The organism is Candidatus Hydrogenedentota bacterium (assembly GCA_013359265.1).
Classification (GTDB): Bacteria; Hydrogenedentota; Hydrogenedentia; order Hydrogenedentales; family SLHB01; genus JABWCD01.
In genome coordinates, this window is record JABWCD010000008.1 from 68,572 (window position 1) to 91,463 (window position 22,892).

The following is a 22,892-nucleotide window of genomic DNA, read 5'->3' on the forward strand; positions in this document are numbered from 1 at the left end:
GGAATGAAATGCACGCCCACGAACCGGGCAAGGCCTACGTCGTCCTTGTTCTGAATACCATCGCTTTCACCGTGTGCTTCGCGTGTTGGATGCTCAACGGCGTACTCGTCACGTTTCTCGTCGAGAACCAAGTGTTCCATTTCACCGACTCACAAATCGGCTGGCTTATGGGCATTCCCGTGCTTAGCGGCTCCTTAATCCGGTTGCCCGTCGGCATCCTCACGGACAAGTACGGCGGCAAGTGGGTATATGCGGCGGTGATGCTTTTCTCGGCGGTACCCATGTACCTGCTCAGCTACGCCACGACGTACGCGCACTTTTTCTGGGCGAGCCTGGGGTTCGGCCTTGCGGGAACGTCGTTCGCGGTGGGAATCGCGTACACCTCGATTTGGTTCCGCCGCGAACACCAGGGCACCGCGTTGGGAATTTTCGGCGCGGGCAACGCGGGCGCGGCGCTGACGAGTATGGGCGGGCCGGCGCTTCTGAACTGGCTTACGAATGGCGGCGAACGCGTTGAGGCTTGGCGGCAGATGCCGAAGATCTATGCAGGCGCTCTCATCGCGATGACCATTCTCTTCGCACTGTTTGCATCGGCAAAAAAGGTGGACGACTCGCACATCACCACCTTTGCGCAGCGCCTGGCGCCGCTGCGCCATCTCCGCGTATGGCGCTTTGGCCTTTACTACTTCCTTGTTTTCGGCGGGTTCGTGGCGCTTGCGCAGTGGCTGATTCCCTACTACGTGAGCGTGTACATGATGCCGCTGGCGACGGCAGGTTTACTCGCGTCGATATTCAGCCTGCCGTCCGGCGTGATTCGCGCGCTCGGCGGCTACATGTCCGACATGTTCGGCGCGCGCCGCGTGATGTACTGGGTGCTCAGCAGTTGCCTTGTCTGCTGTGCGCTGCTGATCGTCCCGCGGATGGACATCCATTCGCCGGGCCGCGGCATCATCGCAAAGCGCGGCGGGTCTGTCGTCAGTGTTTCCCCGACCGCAATCGTCGTCGACGACGTAACGTACAAGGTCGCCGCCAAGGCCGGCGAGATCGAGAAGGACGGCAATATGCTGGTCCTGCCCACGCTCAGCACTTGGCAGGAGCCGATCGTCAGCGCCGGCGACGCGGTCAAGAAGAAGCAACTTCTCGCAAGCGGCATGACGCACATTTATTTTCAGGCCAACGTCTGGGTGTTCACCGGCCTCGTATTCATCGTGGGCATCATGATGGGAATCGGCAAGGCGGCCGTCTACAAACACATCCCAGACTATTTTCCGAAGGAAGTCGGGGTTACGGGCGGCATTGTTGGCGTGCTCGGCGGACTTGGCGGGTTCTTCTGCCCAATCGTATTCGGTTACATGCTCGAATGGACCGGGCTGTGGATTACGTGCTGGTTTTTCTTCGCGGCGCTTTCGGCCGTGTGCCTGTGGTGGATGCACTACGTGGTCCAGCAAATGATGAACAAGGAAGCCGCTGCCCATGCACAGCGGATCGAACACGTCGCGCAGGAAGCGCAGCCCGCGTAGCCGCGCGCCGCGCCGAAGGAGATCGAGATGAAGGTTATCGAAAAGTGGGAACCGGAAGATAACGCGTTCTGGGAAAGCACCGGAAAACGGATCGCGTTCCGAAACTTGTGGATATCCATTCCGAACTTGCTCATGGCATTTGGCGTGTGGATTTACTGGAGCGTCATTATCAACGTCATGCAGGGCCTGCACGACGGCGACGCCACGCTCTACAGCTTCACGGGGCCGGACGGGAACCCCCTGACAGGCCCGTCGTATCAGGCGCTACTCTACACGTTGCCGGCGGTCGCGGGGCTGTCCGGCGCCACGCTGCGGATTCCGAACTCGTTCATGATTGCGATCTGCGGCGGGCGCAACGTGAAGTTCATGACGACGCTGTTGCTGATACTTCCCGCGCTCGGCACAGGCTCTGCACTGAAGGACCCGTCCACACCGTTCTTCACGTACGTGTTGCTCGCGGCGATGTGCGGCGTGGGCGGCGGCGCGTTCGCGTCCTCGATGTCCAACATAAATTTCTTTTTCCCGAAACGCATGCAGGGATTGTCGCTTGGACTCAATGCGGGGCTCGGAAACCTCGGGGTTTCGGTCTTTCAACTCGTCACGCCGTGGATCATCACATTCGGAATTTTCGGCGGCACGTCCTATCCGCTGAAAGGGTCGCCGGTATGGCTGCATAACGCAGGGTTCATTTGGGCTCCGATCCTTGCGTTCTTTGGGTTGCTTGCATTCATGGCGATGAACAATCTGCCGCAGCATTACCAGGGACCCGCGTTGGTCGCGGTGGGCAAGTACCTTTGGCTCGAACTGCTCGGATACGGCGGCGTGGCGGTTTCTGTCTGGCTGTTGCTGCGCAGCAAGACGTGGGGCCTTTCCGGTTCGATGGAACTTCTCGCGACCCTGCTAAACGTCATTGTTGCGATTGCGGTCACGATGACACTCATGCGGTTCGCGACCCCGAAGCCGACCCGCGAAAACCTGCAGAAGCAGTTTGCGATCTTCGGCAACAAACACAACTGGATCATGACGTACCTCTACGTCATGACCTTCGGAAGCTTCATCGGATATTCCAGCGCGTTTCCGAAGCTGCTCAAAGACGTCTTCGGTTACATCCACGTCGACGAACACGGCGCGAAACTCGCCGACGCCATCGTGAACCCGAATGCGCCGGACATACTGAAGTATGCGTTTCTCGGCGCGGCCATGGGCGCGGCAATCCGGCCCGTGGGCGGCTGGCTATCCGACAAGCTTGGCGGCGCGCGTGTCACGCAATGGGACACGGTCATCATGGTGGCCGCGGCCGTTGCGTGCGGATGGATCATCAAACTTGCGAACGCGTCCCCGCACCCGGAGCGGTACTTCATTCCATTTCTTCTGTTGTTCGTGTTGCTGTTCGCGACTACGGGCGTCGGAAACGGCTCGACCTTCCGCATGATCGCGATCATCTTTCCCAAGGAACAGGCTGGACCGGTGCTGGGGTGGACGTCCGCGGTCGCGGCGTACGGGGCGTTTCTTATCCCGACGGTATTCGCCATGCAGATCAAGGCGGGGACCCCCGAGTACGCCATGTATGGATTTGCCGTCTATTACGTCACGTGCCTTTTCCTGAATTGGTGGTACTACGCCCGGAAGAATGCGGAGGTGAAATGTTGAATTCCACGAACGACTGCCGCGCAGCTCAATCGGCGGTTCGCATACTCGATGCGGCGGTGCTGAATATCTACATTTCGCCGGGCCACAATTTTCGCGGCCACCACGGGCGTGAACCAAGCACGCACGAGGCGATCGAGGTCGAATCGGTTCGCTGTGTCGCGGGCAAAGGGCTCGAGGGAGACCGGTACTTCGGATACGAAGACAATTATAAGGGTCAAGTTACGTTCTTCGACTGGAACGTTTACCGCGTCGTGTGCGACTCGCTCGGCGTACACGACCGGACCCCCGCGGCGCTGCGCCGGAATGTCATCACGGCGGGAATAAACCTGAACGAACTCATCGGAAAACGGTTCGAGATACAAGGCATCCAGTTTGAAGGTACCGACGAGTGCAAGCCGTGCTACTGGATGGACCGCGCCTTTTGCCCTGGGGCCGAAGTAGCCATGCGCGAACGCGGCGGTCTGCGCGCGCGCATACTCACAACGGGAACGCTCGCCCGGACTCCTGCGTAGCTTGGCTATCCACAGGCGAAATTGGCGGAGTAAAAGGACGTAGACGACGAGGGCCGTGAGCAAGTATCTCATGAGCAGTGCGAGCGCGAAATGACGTTTCATCGACGTCACGGGGCGCATGTTCAGGGCTGCGGGCCGGCGGCGGAATGTCACGACGAGCCATAGGCACGGCCAAGAAAATTCAGTAGCGCGGGCACAACCGTTTCGTGCGCGTCCTCTTGCACGAAGTGTCCGGCGTCGGGCAGCCGAAGCACTTCGGCGTGCGGAAAATCGGCAAGCCACAATTCGTCAAGATACGAGGGCACGAACGCAAAGTCTTTCATGCCCCATGCGATGAAGATGGGCCTCTGCCGCAGGCCCATCAGCCCGTCGTGTACGGACGCGACAAAGTCGCTGACATCGCCCTCCGGCCCGGCGGGGATTTGCCGGGGGAACACGAGTATTCCCGTTCGAGAGGACCACGTTGGGTGCGGCGCCAGGTACGCCGCGCGCTCGTTGGGACCGAGGCGTTCGGGGTGGACCACGCCGCCTCGGAACAAGAAACCGCGGACGAACGCGTGTAACCCTTTGACAAGAATTTCGCCGACCACGGGCAGGCGAATCAGGCGCAGCGCGACGGGCATCGCCACTTTTCTCGGGGGCCGGTGGGCGGCGGTATTCAGGATTGCGAGCGCTCGTACACGCTCGGGGTGCCGGGCCGCCCAGGCAAGACCGATGGGGCCACCCCAATCCTGCGGCACGATAGTGGCGTCCCTCAGGTCAAATGATTCGAGGAGCTCATCGAATCGCGCGGCGTGGCGCGGGATTCGATAGACCGAGGCGTCGTCCGGTTTATCGGAGCGCCCGAAGCCCAGGTGGTCGGGAACGATGACGCGATACCCCGCGCCGGCGAGCGGTGGGATGAAGTTGCGCCACAGGTATCCCCACGCCGGGTTGCCGTGCACAAGGATCACCGGCGGTCCGTCGCGGGGACCCGCGTCGACGTAGTGCATCCGGCCGTCCGCGGTGTGAAACCACTGCGGTTCGTATGGCCAGGTACCGCCAAATGTGGGGTCGATAGGGAAAGCCATCTTTGCGATTCGCATTTCGCGACCGTGGTGCGGACAAAACGTTGCCGAAGGATTAACCCTGCCTGTTCGTCTTGTACTCCCACGGACACCCTGTAATCAAAGGCGAACCGGCGCATTTCGGCATCGGCTTTGCGTTCGGTACAATCGCTCAGGGTTTCGGTGCAGGTCAACGACCAAGGGGTAACGGAAATATGCGAAGACGGCTCGCAGGTGTTATTGCGCTATTCGGGCTGATGTGCGCTGCGGCAGAGGACTATCGTTCCGCGTCGCCATTTCCGGTCGAAGATAAGGCGCAGTTGTTTGTTGACCGCGTGCTCGTGCGGGACACGGACAATGTGGCGTTTACGTTGCATCCCGCACGAAAGCACCCCGCCAATCCAATCGTGAAGGCGGACCGGCCCTGGGAAGGGTGGCGGTTGGAGATTTACGGCAACGTGATTCGCGACGAGGACGAAGGCATCTTCAAGATGTGGTACCTCGGAGAGGAAAACGAGGCCTTTCCCCATTACGCGGTGTACTACGCGACGAGTGTCGACGGTGTGCATTGGGACAAGCCCCCCGTCGGCACCGTGCAAACGCCGAAGTACGAAAAGCACAACGTAATCGCCGGTGACATCATTTTGCCGAGCGTGATCAAGGACAAGAACGATCCGAATCCCGCACGACGCTACAAGATGATTGGGTGGGACCAGAAGCGGCACGCGTACCACACGTGGACTTCGCCGGACGGCTTGAATTGGTCGCCACTCAGCAGGGAGCCTTTGTGCCGCAGCGGTGACGTGATTACCGGGTACTACGACGAGCAACGCAAGCTCTATGTGGCGTTTCCGAAGATCGGCTACAGCGTACGCGGACATGACCGCCGTGTGTTTTGGCTGATCACAAGCGCCGACTTCGAGACGTGGACCGAGCCCGAGCTCGTGATTACACCCGATCTGCGTGACGATGCGTCGTCGCTTGCGCGGCTCGAGGAGGTCCGCCCGATACTGGATGTGCCGGACGATCCGGCGCTAATGCGCACCGAGTTCTACGGCGTCGGCGCGTACCCGGCGGAATCGTGCACGATCGCGTTTTTGTGGATGCTAACGATCAACAACAACGCGCGCTACGGCAACCAGGAGGGGCCGGGCGAGTTGCAGCTTGCGGTCTCGCGCGACCTGCGCAACTGGGAACGGCCCTTCCGGACGCCGTGCGTGCCACGCGGCAAACTCGACGAGTGGGACCGGGGATTCTTCGTTACGCAGTCGCGGGCCCTGCGCGTCGGCGACGAAATATGGCTGTATTACGGCGGATCGACGTACACGCACGGAACGCCGTGCCTGTACCGCGCGGAGAACACCGGGCGGCATACCGAGCAAACCGGCTCTATTGGCCTCGCGATTTGGCCGTTGGACCGCTTTGTAAGCGCGGACGCCCCGCCCGAAGGCGGGGCGTTGACGACCATCCCCGTAGTCTTCACCGGCGATCGGCTGGAACTGAATGCCGCGGTGAAGGAAGGCGGATCGATTGTGGTACAACTCGCCGACGCAGCGGGGAAACCGCTGGAAGGTTATCACGCGTCCGAATCCATTCACGGGGACAGTCTCCGCCACGTTGTGCGATGGAACGCCGCGATAAACGTGTCGCCGTTGGCGGGGACGCCCGTTTCGATACGCTTCAACATGCGAAGCGCCGAGTTGTACTCGTTCGCATTTCGCGAGGGCAATGCGCCATCCTGATTGCACTGCGGTTTGAACCAAACCATAGGGGGACTTTTGGTTATTGAAGGTATCATTCCAGCGTTGTTGACGCCGTTCGATTCGAGCGGAAGAATTGACGAAGCGATGTTGCGGCGACTCGTGCGGTACCAGATTGACGCGGGCGCCACTGGGTTCTTCGTTTGCGGCAGCGCGGGCGAAGGCGTCTACATGTCGCCGGACGAACGCCGGCGCGTGGTGTCGCTTGTTTCGAGCGAATCGGCGGGGCAAGCGGCGGTCATCGCGCACGTGGGCGCCATGTCAACGCAAGAAGCCGCGTTGCTCGCGCGCGAGGCGCGCGACGCGGGCGCGCACGCTGTCGCGAGTATGCCGCCGCTAGTATTCAAGCAGCCGTGGCCGGCGATAATCGAGCATATCCGCGCTATTGCGGAGGCGTCGGAACTGCCAACGTATTACTACCACATTCCGGTAATCTCGCACGTGGACGTGACGGTCGATCAGATCGCGGAAATGGCCGATCGTGTGCCCGGTCTGGTTGGCCTGAAATTCACTTCGCCCGATCTATACCTGTTGTGGGGCGTGTTGGACAGGCCGAAACGGAAACTCGAGACGCTCTATGGCTGCGATCAACAACTGGTGCAGGGACTGATGACCGGCGCGCGCGGGGGAATCGGGTCGACATACAACTATCAGATGGAAAACGTTGTCGCGCTGCACCGGGCATATCAGCAGGGGAATCTCGCCGAGGCGATGAAATGGCAGGGCGCGGTAAACCGCGTCATTGATGTGCTGATGAAACACGGCGCGAACCGGGGGACGGAGAAGGCGATGATGACGTTGCGCGGATACGATGTTGGTCCGCCGCGCAGGCCGACGCCGCCGTTTCCGGCGGAGAATCTGGACGCGTTGCGGCGCGATATGGAGCTGGTTGGGTTGGTGTAGTGCGCACGGCAACGTCGCCGGTAACGTTGCGATTGGGAGAAGTGTCGAGACCGTCGAAAAGCCGAGCAATCGATTACGATTACGAGCACGAGCACGAGCACGAATGAGGTGAGCAGACGCGGGGCGGGGTTGCAGTAGCGCCTTGGGCCAGCGGGGAGAAGCTTATCATGTCCGAGAAACTTGCGATAGACGGCGGACCGAAATCGGTTGAAGGGCCGTTGCCGCCGTGGCCGTGTTTGGACGAGAACGCGATCAAAGCCGTGGAAAACGTGCTGCGCAGCGGAAAGGTGAACTACTGGACCGGCCACAAGGGCATGGAGTTCGAGGAGCGTTTCGCGAAATGGCAAGGCTCGAAGTTTGCCATCAGCACGACGAACGGCACGAGCGCGTTGCACACGGCGCTCGCCGCGCTCGGCATCGGACCGGGCGACGAGGTCATCGTCCCGAGTTACACGTTTATTGCGAGTTCGTTTTCGATCTTGCAGGCGGGGGCCATTCCGCGGTTCGCGGACGTGAACCGGGACGACCATTGCATCAGCGTCGCATCCGCGGAGAAGCTCATCAACGAGCGCACGAAGGCGATCATGGTCGTGCACCTGTACGGTAACGTGGCGGACATGGACCCGATCCTTGCGCTGGCAAAAAAGCACAATCTGTTTGTGGTCGAGGACAACGCGGAAGCGTACGGCGGCGAATACAAGGGCAAGAAGACGGGAGCTATCGGCGACATCGGCGCGTGCAGCTTTTGTCAAAACAAGACGTTTACGACCGGCGGCGAAGGCGGCATGATAACGACGGACAACGAGGAACTCGCGTGGCGGTGCCGGAGCTTTCGCGATCACGGGTACAACGTGCGGGACCGTCTGCGGCTTCTCGAGATGGAGCAAAAACTCTCGTATATCCACGACATGCTCGGATGGAACTACCGCATGACGGAGATGCAGTCGGCAATCGGGTTGGCGGAACTCGATCGGCTCGATTCGTGGAACATGCCGCGTCGCCGGCGCAACGCGGGGATCCTCATGGAAGAGTTGCACGGCATTCCGCAGCTACTGCACTTGCCCGTAGACACGCCGGAACGGCGCAACGGGTGGTACGTGTTTCCGATCACGCTGGACATCGAGAACATGACGTGTACGACCGAACAGTTCCTCGAAGCGCTGGGCGCGGAAGGCGCGCCGTGCTGGAAGGTGTTTTGGCCGCAGTGCCACACGGAGCGCGCGTTCCGAGAGCACCACGGATTCGGGTACTCGAAGTTTCCCTTCGAGAGCAAGGAATACGCGCGCGGCGGCGCGGTCGATTATTCGAACGTAGAAGTGCCCAATGCCGTGTGGCACCAGTCGCACACGTTTATCACGTTCATCTTCCCGACTTATGAGGAGAGCCACATGCGCGGCATCGCCAAGGGAATCAAGAAAGTCATCGCGGCGCATGCGAAGTAGTTTTGAAATCGCGGTGGTTTGAAACGGTGCTTTGGAAATGGCGCGTTGCAGAGGTTTATGGGAGAAGTGCGACCTATGGGACCTATGGGACCTATAGGACCTATAAGTCCTATGGGACTTATGCGACTTATAGCGTAATTGGGCAATCGCTAAAGGCATTTCTGGAGTAGCCCGGGCGCGAAAGACCAGTCCAATGATTGGTTAGCTTTAGAGTAAAAAAATATGTGGGTTCGGTGGGCGGGCGGGAATAGATTCTCTTTGGCGGACAGTAAAAGAAGCGGACGTCAGCTATGAAAACAAAATGGGGAGTACTGGGTTCCGGCGGGATCGCGAGGCGGCGCACGATTCCCGAAGGGATTGTGCCCGCGGCGAACGCCGAATTATGCGCCGTCGGGGGGCACAACCCCGAGACGATTCGCGCCGTCGCGGCGCAGTTCGGCGCGCGGGCCTGCGTCACCGAGCAGGAACTGTTCGCGAGCGATTGTGATGTCATCTACATTGCGAGCCCGGTACACGCCCACCTCGCGCAGGCGAAGCGCGCCGCCGAAGCGGGCAAGCATGTGTTCTGCGAAAAGCCGCTGGCATTGAACGTTTCCGAGGCGCAGGCCATGGTCGATGCGTGCAACGCGAACGGCGTTACTTTGGGCACGGCGCTGATGATGCGCTTTCACGCGCAACATGCGGCGGCGCGGACACTCGTGCAGGACGGGGCGCTCGGCGTGCCGGTGTTTGCGCGTGCGCAACTGTCGTGCTGGTATCCGCCAATTTCCGGCGCATGGCGGCAGGACCCCGCGACGGGCGGCGGCGGGAGTTTGATGGACCTCGGCGCACACTGTTTGGACCTGCTCGAAATGTTTTTTGGACGCATTGCGCGCGTCTCGTGCACCATCGCGAACCGTGTGCAGTCGTATACAAGCGAAGATACGGCGGTCGTTCTGGCGGAATTCGCAAATGGCGCGCGGGGCGTCGTGGATGTGCTGTTCAACGTGCCGGACGCGAGTTCGCGCAATCGGCTCGAGCTGTACGGATCGCAGGGCTGCATTCTTGCCGAAGGCACCATCGGCCAAGGCGAACAGGGAGAGATGAACGCATACCTCGAGGGGGCGGCGGGCGCATACGACGCACAGCAGAACCGCACCGGCGGCAGCACCATCGCGATCGCGCCTGCGCCGGTAAATATGTACCGGGCGGAGGTCGAGGCGTTTTCGCAAGCCGTTCTCGATAATGCCGCGCCGCCCGTCGACGGCGACGCGGGGTTGTGGATTCAGAAGGTACTTGCGGCCTGCTACGAGTCCGCGCGATCGGGCCGCGCGGTCGACGTATCGTGACGTGAGCTTCTCCGGCTACGGCAACAAACAGCTCCGCATCGCCATGCTGGGCATGGTGGAAGGCAACGGGCATCCGTATTCGTGGAGCGCGATCTTCAATGGATACGACGAAGTTGAGATGGCGAAATGCCCGTACCCCGTGATTCCCGCGTATCTCGGCAAACAACCGAAGAGCGCGTTGGGAATCGATGGCGCGCGTGTCACGCATATTTGGACGGACAATGTCGACGATGCACCGCGCGTGGCGCGTGCTTCGCTGATTCCGAATATCGCCTCCGATGCGCTTGACGTTATTGGCGAGGTGGACGCCGTCATCGTTGCAACGGATATCGGCGGCGAACATGTCGAGCGCTGCCGGCCATTCGTGGAAGCGGGGCTGCCGGTATTTGTGGACAAGCCGTTAGCCGATTGCGAGCGCGATCTTCGCATTTTTCAATCATGGGTTGCGGAAGGCAAACCGATCATGTCGAGCAGTTGCACGGCGTACGCGCGGGAGTTCGAGGCGTTTCGTGCATCCACCCAGGAACTGGGCGAGTTGCGGTATGTCACGTGTACGACAATGAAATCGTGGGAACGCTACGGCATCCACGCGCTATCGGCGGTGTATCCGATCCTCGGCCCGGGTTTCGTGAGCGCGCGGCACAACGGGACGCCCGAGCACGCTATCGTGCACTATGCGCACGCCACCGGTGCGGAGGTGGTCATCGCGGCGATCCACGATATGATGGGCGGGTTCGGCAAATTGTTGTTGTGCGGTACACGGTCGAGTGCGTTCGCCGAGTTTGGGGACACCTATTTTGCCTTCCGCGCGCAACTTCTTGATTGGGTTGCGTATTTGCGGACCGGCGCGTTGCCGGCGCCGTTCTCGCAAACGGAAGAGTTGATGCGCATGTTGATTGCGGGTATTCGTAGCAGAGACGAAAATGGACGCTCGGTCCTTCTGTCGGAGATTGCGTCATGACGGTGATCGATTCGTTCTCGTTGGCGGGACGCGTTGCCGTGGTGACGGGCGGCGCGGGCCTGTATGGACAGCAGATCGTTCGTGCGCTGGCCGAAGCGGGTGCGGGGGTGTATGTCGCTTCGCGGAACGTCGAATCGCTGCACGCACTTGCGGAAAGTTTGGTCGCCGCCGGACATACGATTACGCCGGTGCATTTCGATCAGGGCGATGAGAAGTCGATTATTGCGTTGCGCGACTGCGTACTGGATTCCAGCGGCCGCGTCGATGTTCTCGTTAACAACGCCGTACTGCGCCCGATGAAAGAAGGGTACGCCGACTCGGTCGATGCGTTTTCGGAAAGTATGAACGTCAATGCGACAGGGCTCTTCGCGATTACGCGTGCCTTTGGCGACGCGATGGCGGGCCAGCGCCAAGGCTCGATCATCAACATCGGGTCCATTCAAGGGATGGTCGGGCCCGACGCCGCGATTTACAGGGGCACCGAAATGCACGGCTGGTACCCCGACTATTTCTTTCACAAGGGCGGGATGATCAACTTCACGCGTTTCGTGGCGAGTTTTTATGGAGCGAACGGCGTGCGGTGCAACTGCGTTTCGCCCGGCGGCTTTCGTACGCCGAACCACTCCGAACGCTTTGTCGAGCAGTATTCCGAGCGAACGTTTCTAGGCCGCATGGCCAACGCGACCGACCTGATGGGCGCAGTGGTGTTCCTCGCGAGCGATGCGTCTTCCTACATCACAGGCGTAAACCTTCCCGTCGATGGTGGCTACACCGCGAAGTAGCCCGTTCACGTCAGTTGCGTTCCCAGCGGAAGGGTTCGAGAATTTCTTCGCTGACCAGCGGGTCCATTGCCTCGGCGATCCGCGCCAACGCGTCCGGCGGCAGGGGTTCGAGCGACGCCAACGCCACCGTTTCTTCGAGTTGCGTGACGGACTCGGCGCCCACGACGAGTGGTGCACCCAGCGCAAGCGCGTATCGCATTGCCAACTCTTTGACGGACACGCCGAATTCGTTCGCCAGGTCCCACCACCGCGCAGACGCACCCTCCGCGCGTGGCAGGCGTGCGCGGACGCGGTCCGGCGGCATCGTCAGCAGTCCCTGCAGGTAGATGCTTCGGACGCAGCACAGCTTCCCCAGTTGGCGGGAGGCTGCAAGATGCCCACGTTCCGCCATGCGACGGTCCCACGCGTTGCACGGGGCTTGAATGATGGCGATGTCCCGACAGGCCAGCGCCGCCGGCGCGTCCTCGGGCGTGCGGAGGGAAACGCCCAAGTGATTGACACGGCCGAGCGCCTGTTGCTCGCGAAGCACGTCGCGCAATCCCGCCTCCCACGACACGAGCCACGCCGGGTCGTGCAGCATGAGACACCACAATCGCCCGACCTTCAGCCGTTCAAGTGACTCTTCGATCGACCCGCGAACCTGCGTGGCATCAAGCGGATTCAATGCGGCTGAGAGTTTTGTCGTAATGGAGACCTCGCCGGACACACCCAACTGCGCGAGGGCTTCTCCAAGCGCGGACTCACTCGCGCCGTAGGCCTGCGCGGTGTCAAAGTGGCGAATTCCGTTCCGCAGGGCGGACTCGACGATGGCGCACGCCGCTGCGCGATCCGGCATCCCCGAATCGTTCGCGATGCCATAGGGCATCCCCAATTGCACCGTGCCGAGAATCAGCCGGGGCGTTGGCAGGTTGTTCCAAAGTTCCATCATGCTTGAGCGTATACCGTCAATGTGTGCGAGAATGCCTCGGCTGGCTCCGGGAATCAATGGGGAGAGATTCGGTGGAGGAACACGTATCGTTCGGAGCGCTGAACTATGTCGTCCTGACGGTCTACCTTGCGGCCATGCTCGGCGTTGGCGCACTGGTAGCCGGCAAGCAGAGAACAACAGAGGATTTCTTCCTCGCCGGCCGCACCATGCCGTGGTGGGCGGTCGCGATGAGCGTGTTCGCCACGATCACCAGCGCGATCACGTATATGGGCATTCCGGGGTTGGTCTACCGCGAGAACGTGTCGGCGTATGTCGGCATACTCATGATGCCAGTCGCCGCCCCGTTCATCATTTGGCTGTTTCTTCCGTTCTACAAGAAACTGCGCGTCACCACGTCGTACGAATACATCGATCGGCGCTACGGACGCCGCGCGCGCTATTGCGTGTCCACGCTTTTCGTATGCGCGCGCATGGGGTGGTTGGGCACCGTAATCTACGCGCCGGCTCTGGCACTCGCCACAGTTACCGGGATTCCGTTGTGGCTGGCGATCGTGCTGATGGGTGTGCTTGCAACGACCTATACCGCACTGGGTGGACTGTCCGCGGTGATTTGGACCGATGTTGCGCAATTCCTAATCCTGTTTGGCGGCGCGTTGATCATCGCGGCGTCGCTGGCGTGGAATGTGCCCGGCGGCACCGCCGAAATATTCCGGCTGGCGCGCGAAACAAACCACCTGAACCTGGGAGACTGGAGTTTCGATCTGGCGCGCATGACGATGAGCGCCGTGTGTATCGCGTACTTCTTCCAGTTTATGCACGACTATGGCGTGGACCAGGTGACGGTGCAGCGGCTGATGGCGACGCCGAAACTTGGCGGAATGGTCCGCGCGACGATCGGCAACTCGATCTTCTCCGTCGTTATTATCGGCGTATTGACGTATATCGGGCTTGGGCTTTTTGCGTACCACACGGCGTTTCCCGACAGACTGCCCGACGGCACCGAGGGCGACAAGATATTCCCGTATTACGTGGTGCACGCGCTTCCGCAGGGCATATCGGGACTTGTCATCGCGGGCATCTTCGCGGCGGCGATGTCGAGCATGGATTCCGGGATCAATTCGCTTTCTACGGTCGTCGTCCATGATTTCCTCAAGAACCTGCGAAGCACGGAGAAAAGCGAAGAACACGACGTGAAGACCGCGCGAGTACTTACCGTCGTGTTTGGAGGGCTCGCGACGCTTGTCGCCTTCTTCGCGGCGAGCATCGGCGATATCGTCAAGACGTCCCAGTCGTTTCTCGGGTTGTTTTCCGGGCCGGTGCTGGCGCTATTCCTGCTCGGAATCCTGACCAAGCGCGGTTCATTTGCCGGATGGTTGATTGGACTCGCCGTTGCCATACCGTCGACGATTTGGATTCAGAACAAAACTACGGTCCACTTCGTGTATTACTTTCCGTACAGCTTTCTGTCCTGTTATGTCATCGCCGTATTCGCGAGCGCTTTCCTTTCTGCAAAAAACGTCGATCCGCAGCTCACGATATGGGGACAGCGAAAGTCGCAATGAGCCATGGCTACGGACTGTCGACCTGTCTGCAGTCCCGATAGGTATGGCGCTCGCCGCGCTTCCAGTCTTCCCGCGCTTCTACGTTATGCTCGCCCGCGGCGCGCGCGGCGTCGGGCGAGGGCGCGGAACCTTCTCGGCGTAGTTCCCACCAGCATTGTCCGCAATGGTTGTGCTCGTGATCGATGGTGAATCCCGCGCGCTGGGCGACGGGGGCTATCCAACCCATACAATGCGCGCAATAGTCGTAGTACGCCTCGAGGTTGTTTTGGAGCAGAAAGCCTTTTGACGGGCATTCGTGCATGTCGATGCGGAAGGTGTCGTCGGTGCGGGTGATCGCATAGCCTGCCTCCTCCTGGGTCAACGTGTGGCCCCAGTATTCCGCCATGCCGTCAAAGCCCTTTCGGCTGATAAGGTCGAAGGCGTGCGACTGGGAATCGAACGCGACAGCCTCGGACCAGTAGCGTTGCAGCGCGTTTTCGCCGAAGGTGCGGCGGATGTATTCGAAGGTCCAATCGTAATGGCCGCAGAAATCCTGTACGCCGATCATGCGGTTGCTCCGGTACAGAAGGTTTGTTTGCAGGTCCCGCCGCCGCCTTCGAGCGTGAAGGTAAGGCCGGCGCGCGATGCGACGGCCGTCGAAACGTGATGGCAATGCCGGCAGTAGTGCGGGACGATGTCGCGTCCGTTCGCGCGCAGCCAACGAATCGCGGGACAATCGCGGACGTCAATGGTCACGCAGCCGTCTTGTTGTGCAACGTGTACGTCGCCGCCGGGTTCCGCTGCGAAGAACGTGCGCCAGTACGATTCGACTTCGTCCAAACCACCGGAGCGGAACCGTTCGCTGAGCGGCGCAAAGTATTCTTCGCCCATGGAACGCCAGTAGTCGATCAACGCCTGTTCGCCGTAGTTGTTCAGGATGAACCGGAACGTGGCGTTGATCGCGAAATAGAAATCGCCGGCGGCCATGGGACGTCCTTGTTACGGCGTAATGTCCATCGAGACGCGGCTGAGCACCGGATAGCGGTCGCCGTTGTCCGAGTGAAACGTAACTCGGTACTGGAACGCGCGGTCCGCCGCATCGACGCGGAACGCGCCTGAGGCGTCGATCGCACGCCACGGGGCGCCGTTCAGCGCGTCGGCATTCGGCGCCGATCGTATCTCGATGGCAATCGCCGTACCTTGCGGAACATCGGCATCGAGGGTCACATTCCCTTTCGAGCGCGCCGCGTCCCATGACATGACGGACGAGACGTATGATTCTTCCCAGTGGCGGTTGTAAATGTTGCCCATGTCTTCGGTCCACATCCAATGCGGGCCGACGGCGGGCAGGAGCGTGACGCGCGGATTGGCGAAGCGGTTGCCGTCGTTGTAATAGACTTTCGAGTCCGCGGAGTGGTTGCCGTCACGCGTATGGCAGGAGACGGCGAGATCGAGTTTGCCGTCCTTGTCGAAATCCGCGGCAAGACCGTCGGAGGGCGAATCGCAGATCAGCGTGGTGCGGTCGCGCGTGTCGAAGCCGCGCTCACTGCCCCAGTAGATGTAACTGGGCAGGTTCTCGCGCGTGCGGTTGCCGTGGTAGTGCGAGGCGAAGATGTCGAGATGACCGTCGCCGTCCCAGTCAGCAACGGTGGTGCCGACCGGCGCGCTGCCGGGGAGCCATTGGGCGTTCCATTCATGAAAGCCGTCGGCGCTGCCCCAGAAGATGAGCGACCCGGTGTCGAAATCGCCCGTGACCTTGTCGTTGTAACTACCGACGATGAGGTCGAGGAAGCCGTCGGCATTCAGATCGGCCGTTTCCATTTCGATTGGTTGCGGCGCGACGAGTTGCGACTGGAGCGACTCGGAGAAGCCGTCCTTGCCACCGTGAAAGATGCGGACGAGGTCCTTGCCGTAGCAGGTCACGGCGATATCGAGCCAGGCGTCGCGGTCGAAGTCGGCTATGACGCAGATCGATGATCGGCCCTCCGAGGAAATCGCGGTGCGACGTTCGGTTGAGTAGCCGTCTTTGCCGCCGTAGTAAATGACGAGCAAATCCTTTTCACCGGGTTTCGGCGGATCGAAGGCGCCGAGGACGAGATCGAGATAGCCGTCCTTGTTTAAGTCAGCGACGTTGCTGCTGTAGAGGTTGTATTCGCGCAGGACGGTCGGCTTGGTTTTGAGGTCGATGCCGTCGCGCGTGCCGTAGAAGATGTTCGCGCCGAGTTCGACGAGACTCTCCGCGCCGGGGCCGAGATGACCGGAACACATCGCAATGATGTCGGTCCAGCCGTCGAGGTTCAGGTCCGCGGCGCTGGCTTCGTAGCCGCTGACGAAGGGAATCAGGACGCGATTGTCGACGCTGAAGCCGTTCGGCCCGTTGTAGTAGAGGTAGGACGGCACGCGTTCGTTCACCGTGCCGCCGGCGCTATTGCAGAACACCGTTCGCGCTGGTAGTTCATTCTCCGCCGGAACAATGGCAACGTCGGTTGCTCCGCTGACGGGAACGGTCAAGTCGCTTTGCCTGAATTCGCGCGTACCGTTTCCAGGAAAGAGCGCGGCGTTTGTCGAAAACGATTCGGCGCCCTGATACACGGCAACGGCGAGGTCCGCGTGCCCGTCGCGATTCAGATCGCCGATCGCTGAAGCGGTGGCGTACGGCGCCCGCAGCTCCGTCATGCGCGCAGCGTCGAATGCCCCATGATCGCCCCACAAGACGCGGACGTGCGCTTCCCGAGACTTGTCCGCGCCGGTCGCTTCGCCTCCGGAGGCGCGCGCAATGGCGACTTGGGTCAGTACGAGATCGCAACTGCCGTCGCCGTCGAGGTCCCCGGCAGCAATGTGGGATGACTCGAACGCCTTTAACGAAATCGGTTCACGAATTTCGCGGGACGGTTTGCACCCCGCGACGAATAGCTGGCCGCTACTCGTACCGACAATGCATTCGGGTTGGCTGTCCGAGTCAACGTCGGCTATGGTCATGCACTGCGCGCCCTCGCCGGGCAGCGGTATCATCGCAGTTTCGAGAATAAGCTGGTCAGTACCCTGCGTGGCCCACACAATTTCGATTGACCGGTCCGTTTTCAACACGGCCAAATCGGCCCAGCCGTTCGCGTCGAAGTCGGCGGCGCGAACGGCGATGGCATTCGGGATGCCGAAGTCCCGGTAGTTGTTCAAGAGAAAGCCGCTAGCGCCGCCAAAGAATACGCGCACGATTTGACCGTCGCCCTGTTTGGGCAACCATGCCTTGCCGTTCAACACGGCGATGTCAGGCCAGTTGTCAGCGTTCAGATTGCAGATGGCAACCGCAGTGGCGTTAGAAGCCGGCAAGATGCCGTTGCTACGCGAGGCGGGCCAACCGTCAGGTCCTCCGTAGATCACTTGCACGATTCGACGGTCGGACTGAACACCGTTGCGATTGGGACAGAACACAAGGTCCGTGTAGCCATCCTTGTTCAGGTCGCCGGTCGCGACGGCGCTTGCGCCTTCGACGGCAAGCGGCGCGTGGGCCGTTCCGCCGTCGGGGGTCAACCACGCGGCCGTAGACGGGAGAATGCCGATGAGGTCGTGCGTGCAGTTGAGGAGGAGATCGATCCAGCCGTCATGATTGATGTCGAATCGATGAATGGTGCGGACGCTTCCGTCGCGCGCGACGTATATGTTCTGTCCCGATTCGCCGAGCGTGCCGTCCGCGAAATCTTCAAAGGAATCGTCAACCCACGTTTCGGCGCTCGATGGCAGCGCCCAAAGACTAAGCGCGGTCAACATCGTTAGCACGCAATGAGCGCTCATGCCCCTGCTCGTCATCGTATTCGTCCTCGCTGCCTATTGTTCATTGCGAAACCCGGAGCCGCAGCCAACGGATGCACGCCACGCACCGCTCGACGCACCAGAACACGACGAGGACCGAGCCGTCGCCGAGCCGTACGCACTGCGGATAGCCAAACTGCAGCGTGCTCATTTCTTCCATTTTATTTGCGGAGTTCTGCGTGTACGCTTCGCGGCCGGCGCCCCAGAGCGGTTCGTCGGTTAACGGAATCCAGCGTTCGTCCTCGAACCGCGCGAGCTGCGCCCACAGGCCGCGCTCGTCCACGCGCCGGTACACGAAGAGTACATGGTTGTCCGTTAGCGCAAACGGCGTGCACGTTTCACCCGCGATCGGCGCAACATGGGCCGGACCAAATGTGCGGCCCTGATCGAGCGAGAATGTATAGCGATTCGGCGCGCTCTTCGATTGTGCGTAGTCGTAGGCCCAGCATACGACAAGCCACCGGCCGTCGGACAGTTGCGTGTGTTTCTGCTCCCATGCGGTGATGGTGTTATCCCAGAGGTCGAACACTTCGGCGCAATGTAGCCACGTCGCGCCGGCGTCGTCAGACACAAACGCGACAGCTTTCATGCCCGGCGCGCAATCGCCGTTCCAACGGCGCCAGACAGACGTCGGCAACAGCCAGCGGCCTGGTCTCGTTTCGACAATCGGCGAGCAAATCTCGAAGGCGTTCCAGTCCATTGGCGGCGTTACCCAGCGCGGCTGGGTCCAGGAGCGGCCGTTGTCGTCAGAGGTCAACGTGGCGAAGCGCGTTTCGACGTAGCCTTCGGTCTGGACGTTCGCCAACCCTTCGCTCACCCGCGATCGATCGCACACGAGAACGACCGCCACAAGCGAGCCACTCGACAATTTCGAAATGCGCCCGAGCGTGGATGCCGGGTACTTGAGGTCGGTTGGGTCGTAAATCAGCGCGGGCGGGGACCACGACGAGGCGCCGTCGTCCGAACGCGAGGTGTAGGTGCGGACGTCTCTGTTCTCCATCGCGCTGCCCATGTCGAACGATGCGAGGAGCGCGCCACCGGGAAGTTGGACGATGGATGGAAAATATGCCTGCCGCGCGAACACGTTCGGCGCGGGATTGCGGTAGACGTAGCCCGTGGCTTCGATACGAACGGTGGGCATTACGATGCAGTATCGACGGAGACTTCCAGAATCTCCACGCCGCCGTCGTTGGTGTCTTCCGTCTCGGAGCGGAGCCGCAAATAGCATGGGGTAAGGCTCCAACGCGTTTGCGGAAGAGTTGCTAGAACAGCGCCATCGACGCTCACGTCACAGGTCCGTTTCAGACAGTCCCAACGGAATTCGAGCGTGTGCGCTTTGTCTTGAGACAGTTCGATCGGACCGAGATTTATTGTGAAGAGATTGTTGAAGCGGTCTTCGTAATCGAACGGAGCCGAAAAGTGGTCGGTTATACCGGCGGTAAGATTTTGGAAATTCGGCTTGGCGCGCAATCGAATCGTTAATGCTCCTTTGCTATTGGCGGGGAAATTCCAGACGGCGCAGGCGGGCCAACCTTTTTCCACTTTACGAATGGACAGTACTCTTGCGCCGCTGCGTTGTGGGTCTTCGGTAAGTTCGACGCCTTTTGTGCCGAAGACGGACCAGTTTTCGAGGCCTGTGGAGAAATCCTCGCGCTGTTGTTTTTCAAGGAGCCATGCGGGGTCGACAACTTTGCAGAGGACGCGCCCGTAGCCTTGTCCGGTGACGAACACGCATCGGCCGTCATTGAGCGGGAACGGGAACGGATAGGCGGTGCCGTGATCACCGCCGGGCGGAGGCGGTTCGTTGCGAAGGGGATCTCGCGCGACTTCACGGTAGCCCTGCCAGTGCGCGCCATCGTCATCGGATATTGCCGCGTGCAGCACTTGCCTTCCTCCATACGCATATGGATACCGCTGACAATTGTTCCAGAACAAGACCAGGCGCCCGTCTGTCAACCGTACGATGCCCGCGGGCGAATCGGATGATACGATGGCGGAAGGCATCGGATCGGACCAGGTTGCGCCGTCGTTTGAGAAGGATTCGTAGAAGCGGCCCTGTTGCGTGCGGATCAACATCCACACGCGGCCGTCTTTCAGTTGAATGACTACGGGCTCGACCGAGCCGTAAGCGGCAACGATGTCGGGCGTGGGGACTTTCAGGCGCACGTCCGGCCAGGTCCATGTGTCGCCGCCGTCGTCGGAATAGATCAACGTCGAATCGAACTGGCCGTAGAAGGTGAATGCGGCAAGACCGTCGCCTCGATTGGCCCACGTGCGCTTGGTAAGGCACGAGAACGGCAGGAGAATGCGGCCCGAATCCATTTGAATGACGGAATTCAGCGCGCCGGTGTAGCCTTCCCACACCTTCTTCGGCGCTTCCCATCGCGTGCGGCCGTCGCGCGAGCGCGCGTGCCAGATGTCCAGCCGGCTGTCGCGCCAGTCACCGGTTTTGGGTCTATTCTCCTCACCACCGCTTGCCTGTACCGTGCGCGCGGCATTGATGAAGAACAGATGCACTTCGCCGTCGCGATCGACGAGCGCTTCGGGGAGATTGTAGTAGCCGGGCTCGGTGGACATTTCCAGGACAGGCGATTCTTCAGACCATGTATCGCCGAGATCGCCCGACGTTCGGACCGTAACAATTTGCTTGTCCGTTTCCGTCCGCACGAAATAGCCGGCAAGTGTTCCGTCCTTGAGCTGCACCATCACCGGTTTTTCCTGGAATTCGGCAATGGATGTGGGCGGCGCGGGAGATTGCTGCGCGACTGCCGTGATTGCAGCCAGCGCAACGTGCGCGATGCACGCCACGCGAATACCGATTTCAGGGAGATTCATGTCGTACTCCGTGCGTTGCGGGCGATGGCGATTCGGGTGGAATGTCGATTCCCGGCTCGCCGGGAAGCGTCCGCGCTTCTTCGATGACCACGTCTACCGATTCGACGATGAACCCGGCGGGGTCGATTTCAGCAGCAGTCGATGCCAGTCTCAGATAGCTCACGCCGTTATCTGTCGAATTCAACAACGCCAGAGATGTTACCTGTTGGCCATCCACGCGCACGTCGCAGCGGTGCCGGTCGATGTCCCATGCAAGTTTGATGGTGTGCATCGTCCCGGTCCGGAGCGCCGGTTTTTTGCCCAGGAGACCGTCTGTCGGCAGCGACAGACTGAACATGGCGAGCGAATCGCCGCGAACATCGTTGGGATTGAAAAAGCGGTTCGTCAGCGCGAGGTTGCCGCCGCCGAATCCTTCGCGCGGCATAAGCCGGACCGAGAGCACGCCCCTCCTGCCGTTTGGAAAGTTCCATACCGCGGCGTCCGGGTGCTTGTCGTCCGGGCGGCGGACATGCATCACCTTGGCGCCCGGTTTTGTTGGATGGTCGATCAATTCCGGACCCTGACAGCGGTCGCGCCACCACCCGGACGCGGGTCCAAACTCTTTGAACACCGACCACGCATCGAGGCCGTTACTGAAATCGTCCGATGCATGCGTCTCTGTGAGCCAATCGGGATCGATAAAAATCACGTTGCGGCCCGAACCGCCTTGTCCGGCCAGCACCACCATCTTGCCGTCCTTCGACGACCCGCTGATAGGATACGCGGTGCCGCGATCGCCGCTGTGCGGCGGCGTTTCATTGCGGCGGCGGTCGCGATAAAACTCGCGGAAACCCTGCCACGTACGGCCTTCGTCATCGGAAATCGCGGCGTGAATCGCGTCGCGCCCGCCATACACGCCCTGTCCCTGCTCGCGCGGGGGCATCTCGCAGTTGTTCCAGAACACGGCGATGCGCCCGTCGGGCAATCGCAAGAGACTCGGCGGGCCCGATGACGAATGGAACCGCGACGACGCGGCCTCGGCCCAGTTCACGCCGTCGCGCGAGAACGACTGATACAAGAAACCTGCTTGCGTGCGCATCAGCATCCAGATACGCCCGTCACGCAGCGGCAGAATGCCGGGTTCGACTGCGCCATTGTTACTGCCGTTGTGATCGGGATAGCACGGCGAGGTCAGCGCAGACACCGGCTTCGACCACGTCGCTCCGCCATCGTCCGATACAACCGATGTAGTTCGGTTCGATCCGACCGGTGGGCCGTCCTCCAATCCAGGAACCCAATATGCGAACGGAACGACGATGCGCCCGTTCGGGAGCTGATCAAAATCGAGTACGTCGCCGACATAACCCTCGAAGTACGGTTTCGACTCGCTCCATCGCGCGCCGTTGTCTTCGGTACGGCTGTGCCACAAGTCAATGAAGAAATCGACCGCGGGTTTGCGCCCGTCGCCGCGAGCTTTCAACGAGAAGGCGTGCAAGACGCCGGACGAGTCCAGCAGCAACTGCGTGGACGGCGGCGTGCCCGCGGGGACCTTGAAATTTGGCGCGTCGCCGCTCCACGCGCGGGCCTGCTCGACAGTGGAGATTACTTCAAATCGATCGCCGTTCTTCGTGAGCAGAATGACCCCATGCTCCCCACGCACGACGGTGTACAACGGCGCCTGCGGCTTTATGACTTCCGGCGGTGCGGCGAGTACGACGCAGCCGCACCACGTAATAAGACTACAGAAGAGAAGTAGAGTGCGCGTGGTCCTCAACCTGTCCACCCGATGTTGCGACGCCCGGTGACCTCCGATCTGCACTCGGAGACCGGCCCGTCCTTCCTATTGCCGGCCAAGAATCGCATTGACTGTAACGATGCAGCCGACCGTTCGGCAAGCA

18 protein-coding genes are annotated in these 22,892 nt (G+C 60.8%); 10 read left to right on the plus strand and 8 right to left on the minus strand.

Translation table 11 applies throughout. From position 1 onward, the window contains the following. Nucleotides 1-8: 8 nt before the first annotated feature. The 3 genes from HUU46_09385 to HUU46_09395 are packed head-to-tail and all read left to right on the plus strand — an operon-like array spanning nucleotide 9 to nucleotide 3,682. Entirely contained in the window at nucleotides 9-1,520 is a 1,512-nt protein-coding gene (locus tag HUU46_09385) for a NarK/NasA family nitrate transporter (protein ID NUM53841.1), read from the plus strand. Between the two features lie 27 nt (nucleotides 1,521-1,547). Continuing rightward, complete coding sequence (locus tag HUU46_09390; protein ID NUM53842.1) at nucleotides 1,548-3,170, plus strand: NarK/NasA family nitrate transporter; 1,623 nt, start codon at nucleotides 1,548-1,550, stop codon at nucleotides 3,168-3,170. A 41-nt stretch (nucleotides 3,171-3,211) separates the two neighbouring features. Then, nucleotides 3,212-3,682 carry a molybdenum cofactor biosysynthesis protein gene (locus HUU46_09395; protein ID NUM53843.1) on the plus strand — a complete coding sequence of 157 codons (471 nt, stop codon included), beginning with the start codon at nucleotides 3,212-3,214 and terminating at the stop codon, nucleotides 3,680-3,682. 149 nt (nucleotides 3,683-3,831) lie between these two features. On the opposite strand, the gene HUU46_09400 is transcribed toward HUU46_09395, so the two are convergent. Further along, the gene (locus HUU46_09400) at nucleotides 3,832-4,752 is read right to left on the minus strand and encodes an alpha/beta fold hydrolase (GenBank protein NUM53844.1); all 921 of its coding nucleotides are present in this window, start codon (nucleotides 4,750-4,752) and stop codon (nucleotides 3,832-3,834) included. A gap of 191 nt (nucleotides 4,753-4,943) precedes the next feature. On the opposite strand from HUU46_09400, the gene HUU46_09405 reads away from it, so the two are divergent. The 6 genes from HUU46_09405 (at nucleotide 4,944) to HUU46_09430 (ending at nucleotide 11,904) form a co-directional block, all read left to right on the plus strand. Then, complete coding sequence (locus HUU46_09405; protein ID NUM53845.1) at nucleotides 4,944-6,470, plus strand: hypothetical protein; 1,527 nt, start codon at nucleotides 4,944-4,946, stop codon at nucleotides 6,468-6,470. A 36-nt stretch (nucleotides 6,471-6,506) separates the two neighbouring features. Continuing rightward, nucleotides 6,507-7,391 carry a dihydrodipicolinate synthase family protein gene (locus HUU46_09410; GenBank protein ID NUM53846.1) on the plus strand — a complete coding sequence of 295 codons (885 nt, stop codon included), beginning with the start codon at nucleotides 6,507-6,509 and terminating at the stop codon, nucleotides 7,389-7,391. A gap of 167 nt (nucleotides 7,392-7,558) precedes the next feature. Next, complete coding sequence (locus HUU46_09415) at nucleotides 7,559-8,833, plus strand: DegT/DnrJ/EryC1/StrS family aminotransferase (GenBank protein NUM53847.1); 1,275 nt, start codon at nucleotides 7,559-7,561, stop codon at nucleotides 8,831-8,833. Between the two features lie 290 nt (nucleotides 8,834-9,123). Next, the gene (locus HUU46_09420; GenBank protein NUM53848.1) at nucleotides 9,124-10,161 is read left to right on the plus strand and encodes a Gfo/Idh/MocA family oxidoreductase; all 1,038 of its coding nucleotides are present in this window, start codon (nucleotides 9,124-9,126) and stop codon (nucleotides 10,159-10,161) included. A gap of 43 nt (nucleotides 10,162-10,204) precedes the next feature. Then, nucleotides 10,205-11,122 carry a Gfo/Idh/MocA family oxidoreductase gene (locus HUU46_09425; GenBank protein ID NUM53849.1) on the plus strand — a complete coding sequence of 306 codons (918 nt, stop codon included), beginning with the start codon at nucleotides 10,205-10,207 and terminating at the stop codon, nucleotides 11,120-11,122. Then, entirely contained in the window at nucleotides 11,119-11,904 is a 786-nt protein-coding gene (locus HUU46_09430) for an SDR family oxidoreductase (GenBank protein NUM53850.1), read from the plus strand. Before HUU46_09425 ends, HUU46_09430 begins: the two co-directional genes overlap by 4 nt. A 10-nt stretch (nucleotides 11,905-11,914) precedes the next feature. On the opposite strand, the gene HUU46_09435 is transcribed toward HUU46_09430, so the two are convergent. Further along, the gene (locus tag HUU46_09435) at nucleotides 11,915-12,832 is read right to left on the minus strand and encodes an aldo/keto reductase (GenBank protein ID NUM53851.1); all 918 of its coding nucleotides are present in this window, start codon (nucleotides 12,830-12,832) and stop codon (nucleotides 11,915-11,917) included. A gap of 71 nt (nucleotides 12,833-12,903) precedes the next feature. Here HUU46_09435 and HUU46_09440 point away from each other — a divergent pair, with 71 nt between their 5' ends. Continuing rightward, nucleotides 12,904-14,394, plus strand: a complete 1,491-nt coding sequence (locus HUU46_09440; protein ID NUM53852.1) for a sodium:solute symporter — start codon at nucleotides 12,904-12,906, stop codon at nucleotides 14,392-14,394. Nucleotides 14,395-14,401: 7 nt separating this feature from the next. Here the strand turns inward: HUU46_09440 and HUU46_09445 are convergent, their stop codons facing one another. Genes HUU46_09445 through HUU46_09470 form a run of 6 tightly spaced genes read right to left on the minus strand, consistent with a single transcriptional unit; the run spans nucleotide 14,402 to nucleotide 22,777 of the window. Beyond that, nucleotides 14,402-14,941 carry a hypothetical protein gene (locus HUU46_09445; GenBank protein ID NUM53853.1) on the minus strand — a complete coding sequence of 180 codons (540 nt, stop codon included), beginning with the start codon at nucleotides 14,939-14,941 and terminating at the stop codon, nucleotides 14,402-14,404. Then, nucleotides 14,938-15,360 carry a hypothetical protein gene (locus HUU46_09450; protein ID NUM53854.1) on the minus strand — a complete coding sequence of 141 codons (423 nt, stop codon included), beginning with the start codon at nucleotides 15,358-15,360 and terminating at the stop codon, nucleotides 14,938-14,940. The genes HUU46_09445 and HUU46_09450 overlap by 4 nt, the downstream gene beginning before the upstream one ends. A gap of 12 nt (nucleotides 15,361-15,372) precedes the next feature. Continuing rightward, a complete protein-coding gene (locus HUU46_09455; GenBank protein NUM53855.1) occupies nucleotides 15,373-18,162 on the minus strand; it encodes a VCBS repeat-containing protein in 2,790 nt (929 codons plus the stop codon). Nucleotides 18,163-18,202: 40 nt separating this feature from the next. Continuing rightward, nucleotides 18,203-19,321 (minus strand): exo-alpha-sialidase, encoded by a 1,119-nt coding sequence (locus tag HUU46_09460; protein ID NUM53856.1) that lies wholly within the window; start codon nucleotides 19,319-19,321, stop codon nucleotides 18,203-18,205. Further along, nucleotides 19,321-21,015 carry an exo-alpha-sialidase gene (locus HUU46_09465; protein NUM53857.1) on the minus strand — a complete coding sequence of 565 codons (1,695 nt, stop codon included), beginning with the start codon at nucleotides 21,013-21,015 and terminating at the stop codon, nucleotides 19,321-19,323. The genes HUU46_09460 and HUU46_09465 overlap by 1 nt, the downstream gene beginning before the upstream one ends. Next, a complete protein-coding gene (locus tag HUU46_09470; GenBank protein ID NUM53858.1) occupies nucleotides 21,002-22,777 on the minus strand; it encodes an exo-alpha-sialidase in 1,776 nt (591 codons plus the stop codon). The genes HUU46_09465 and HUU46_09470 overlap by 14 nt, the downstream gene beginning before the upstream one ends. Nucleotides 22,778-22,892 lie beyond the last annotated feature (115 nt).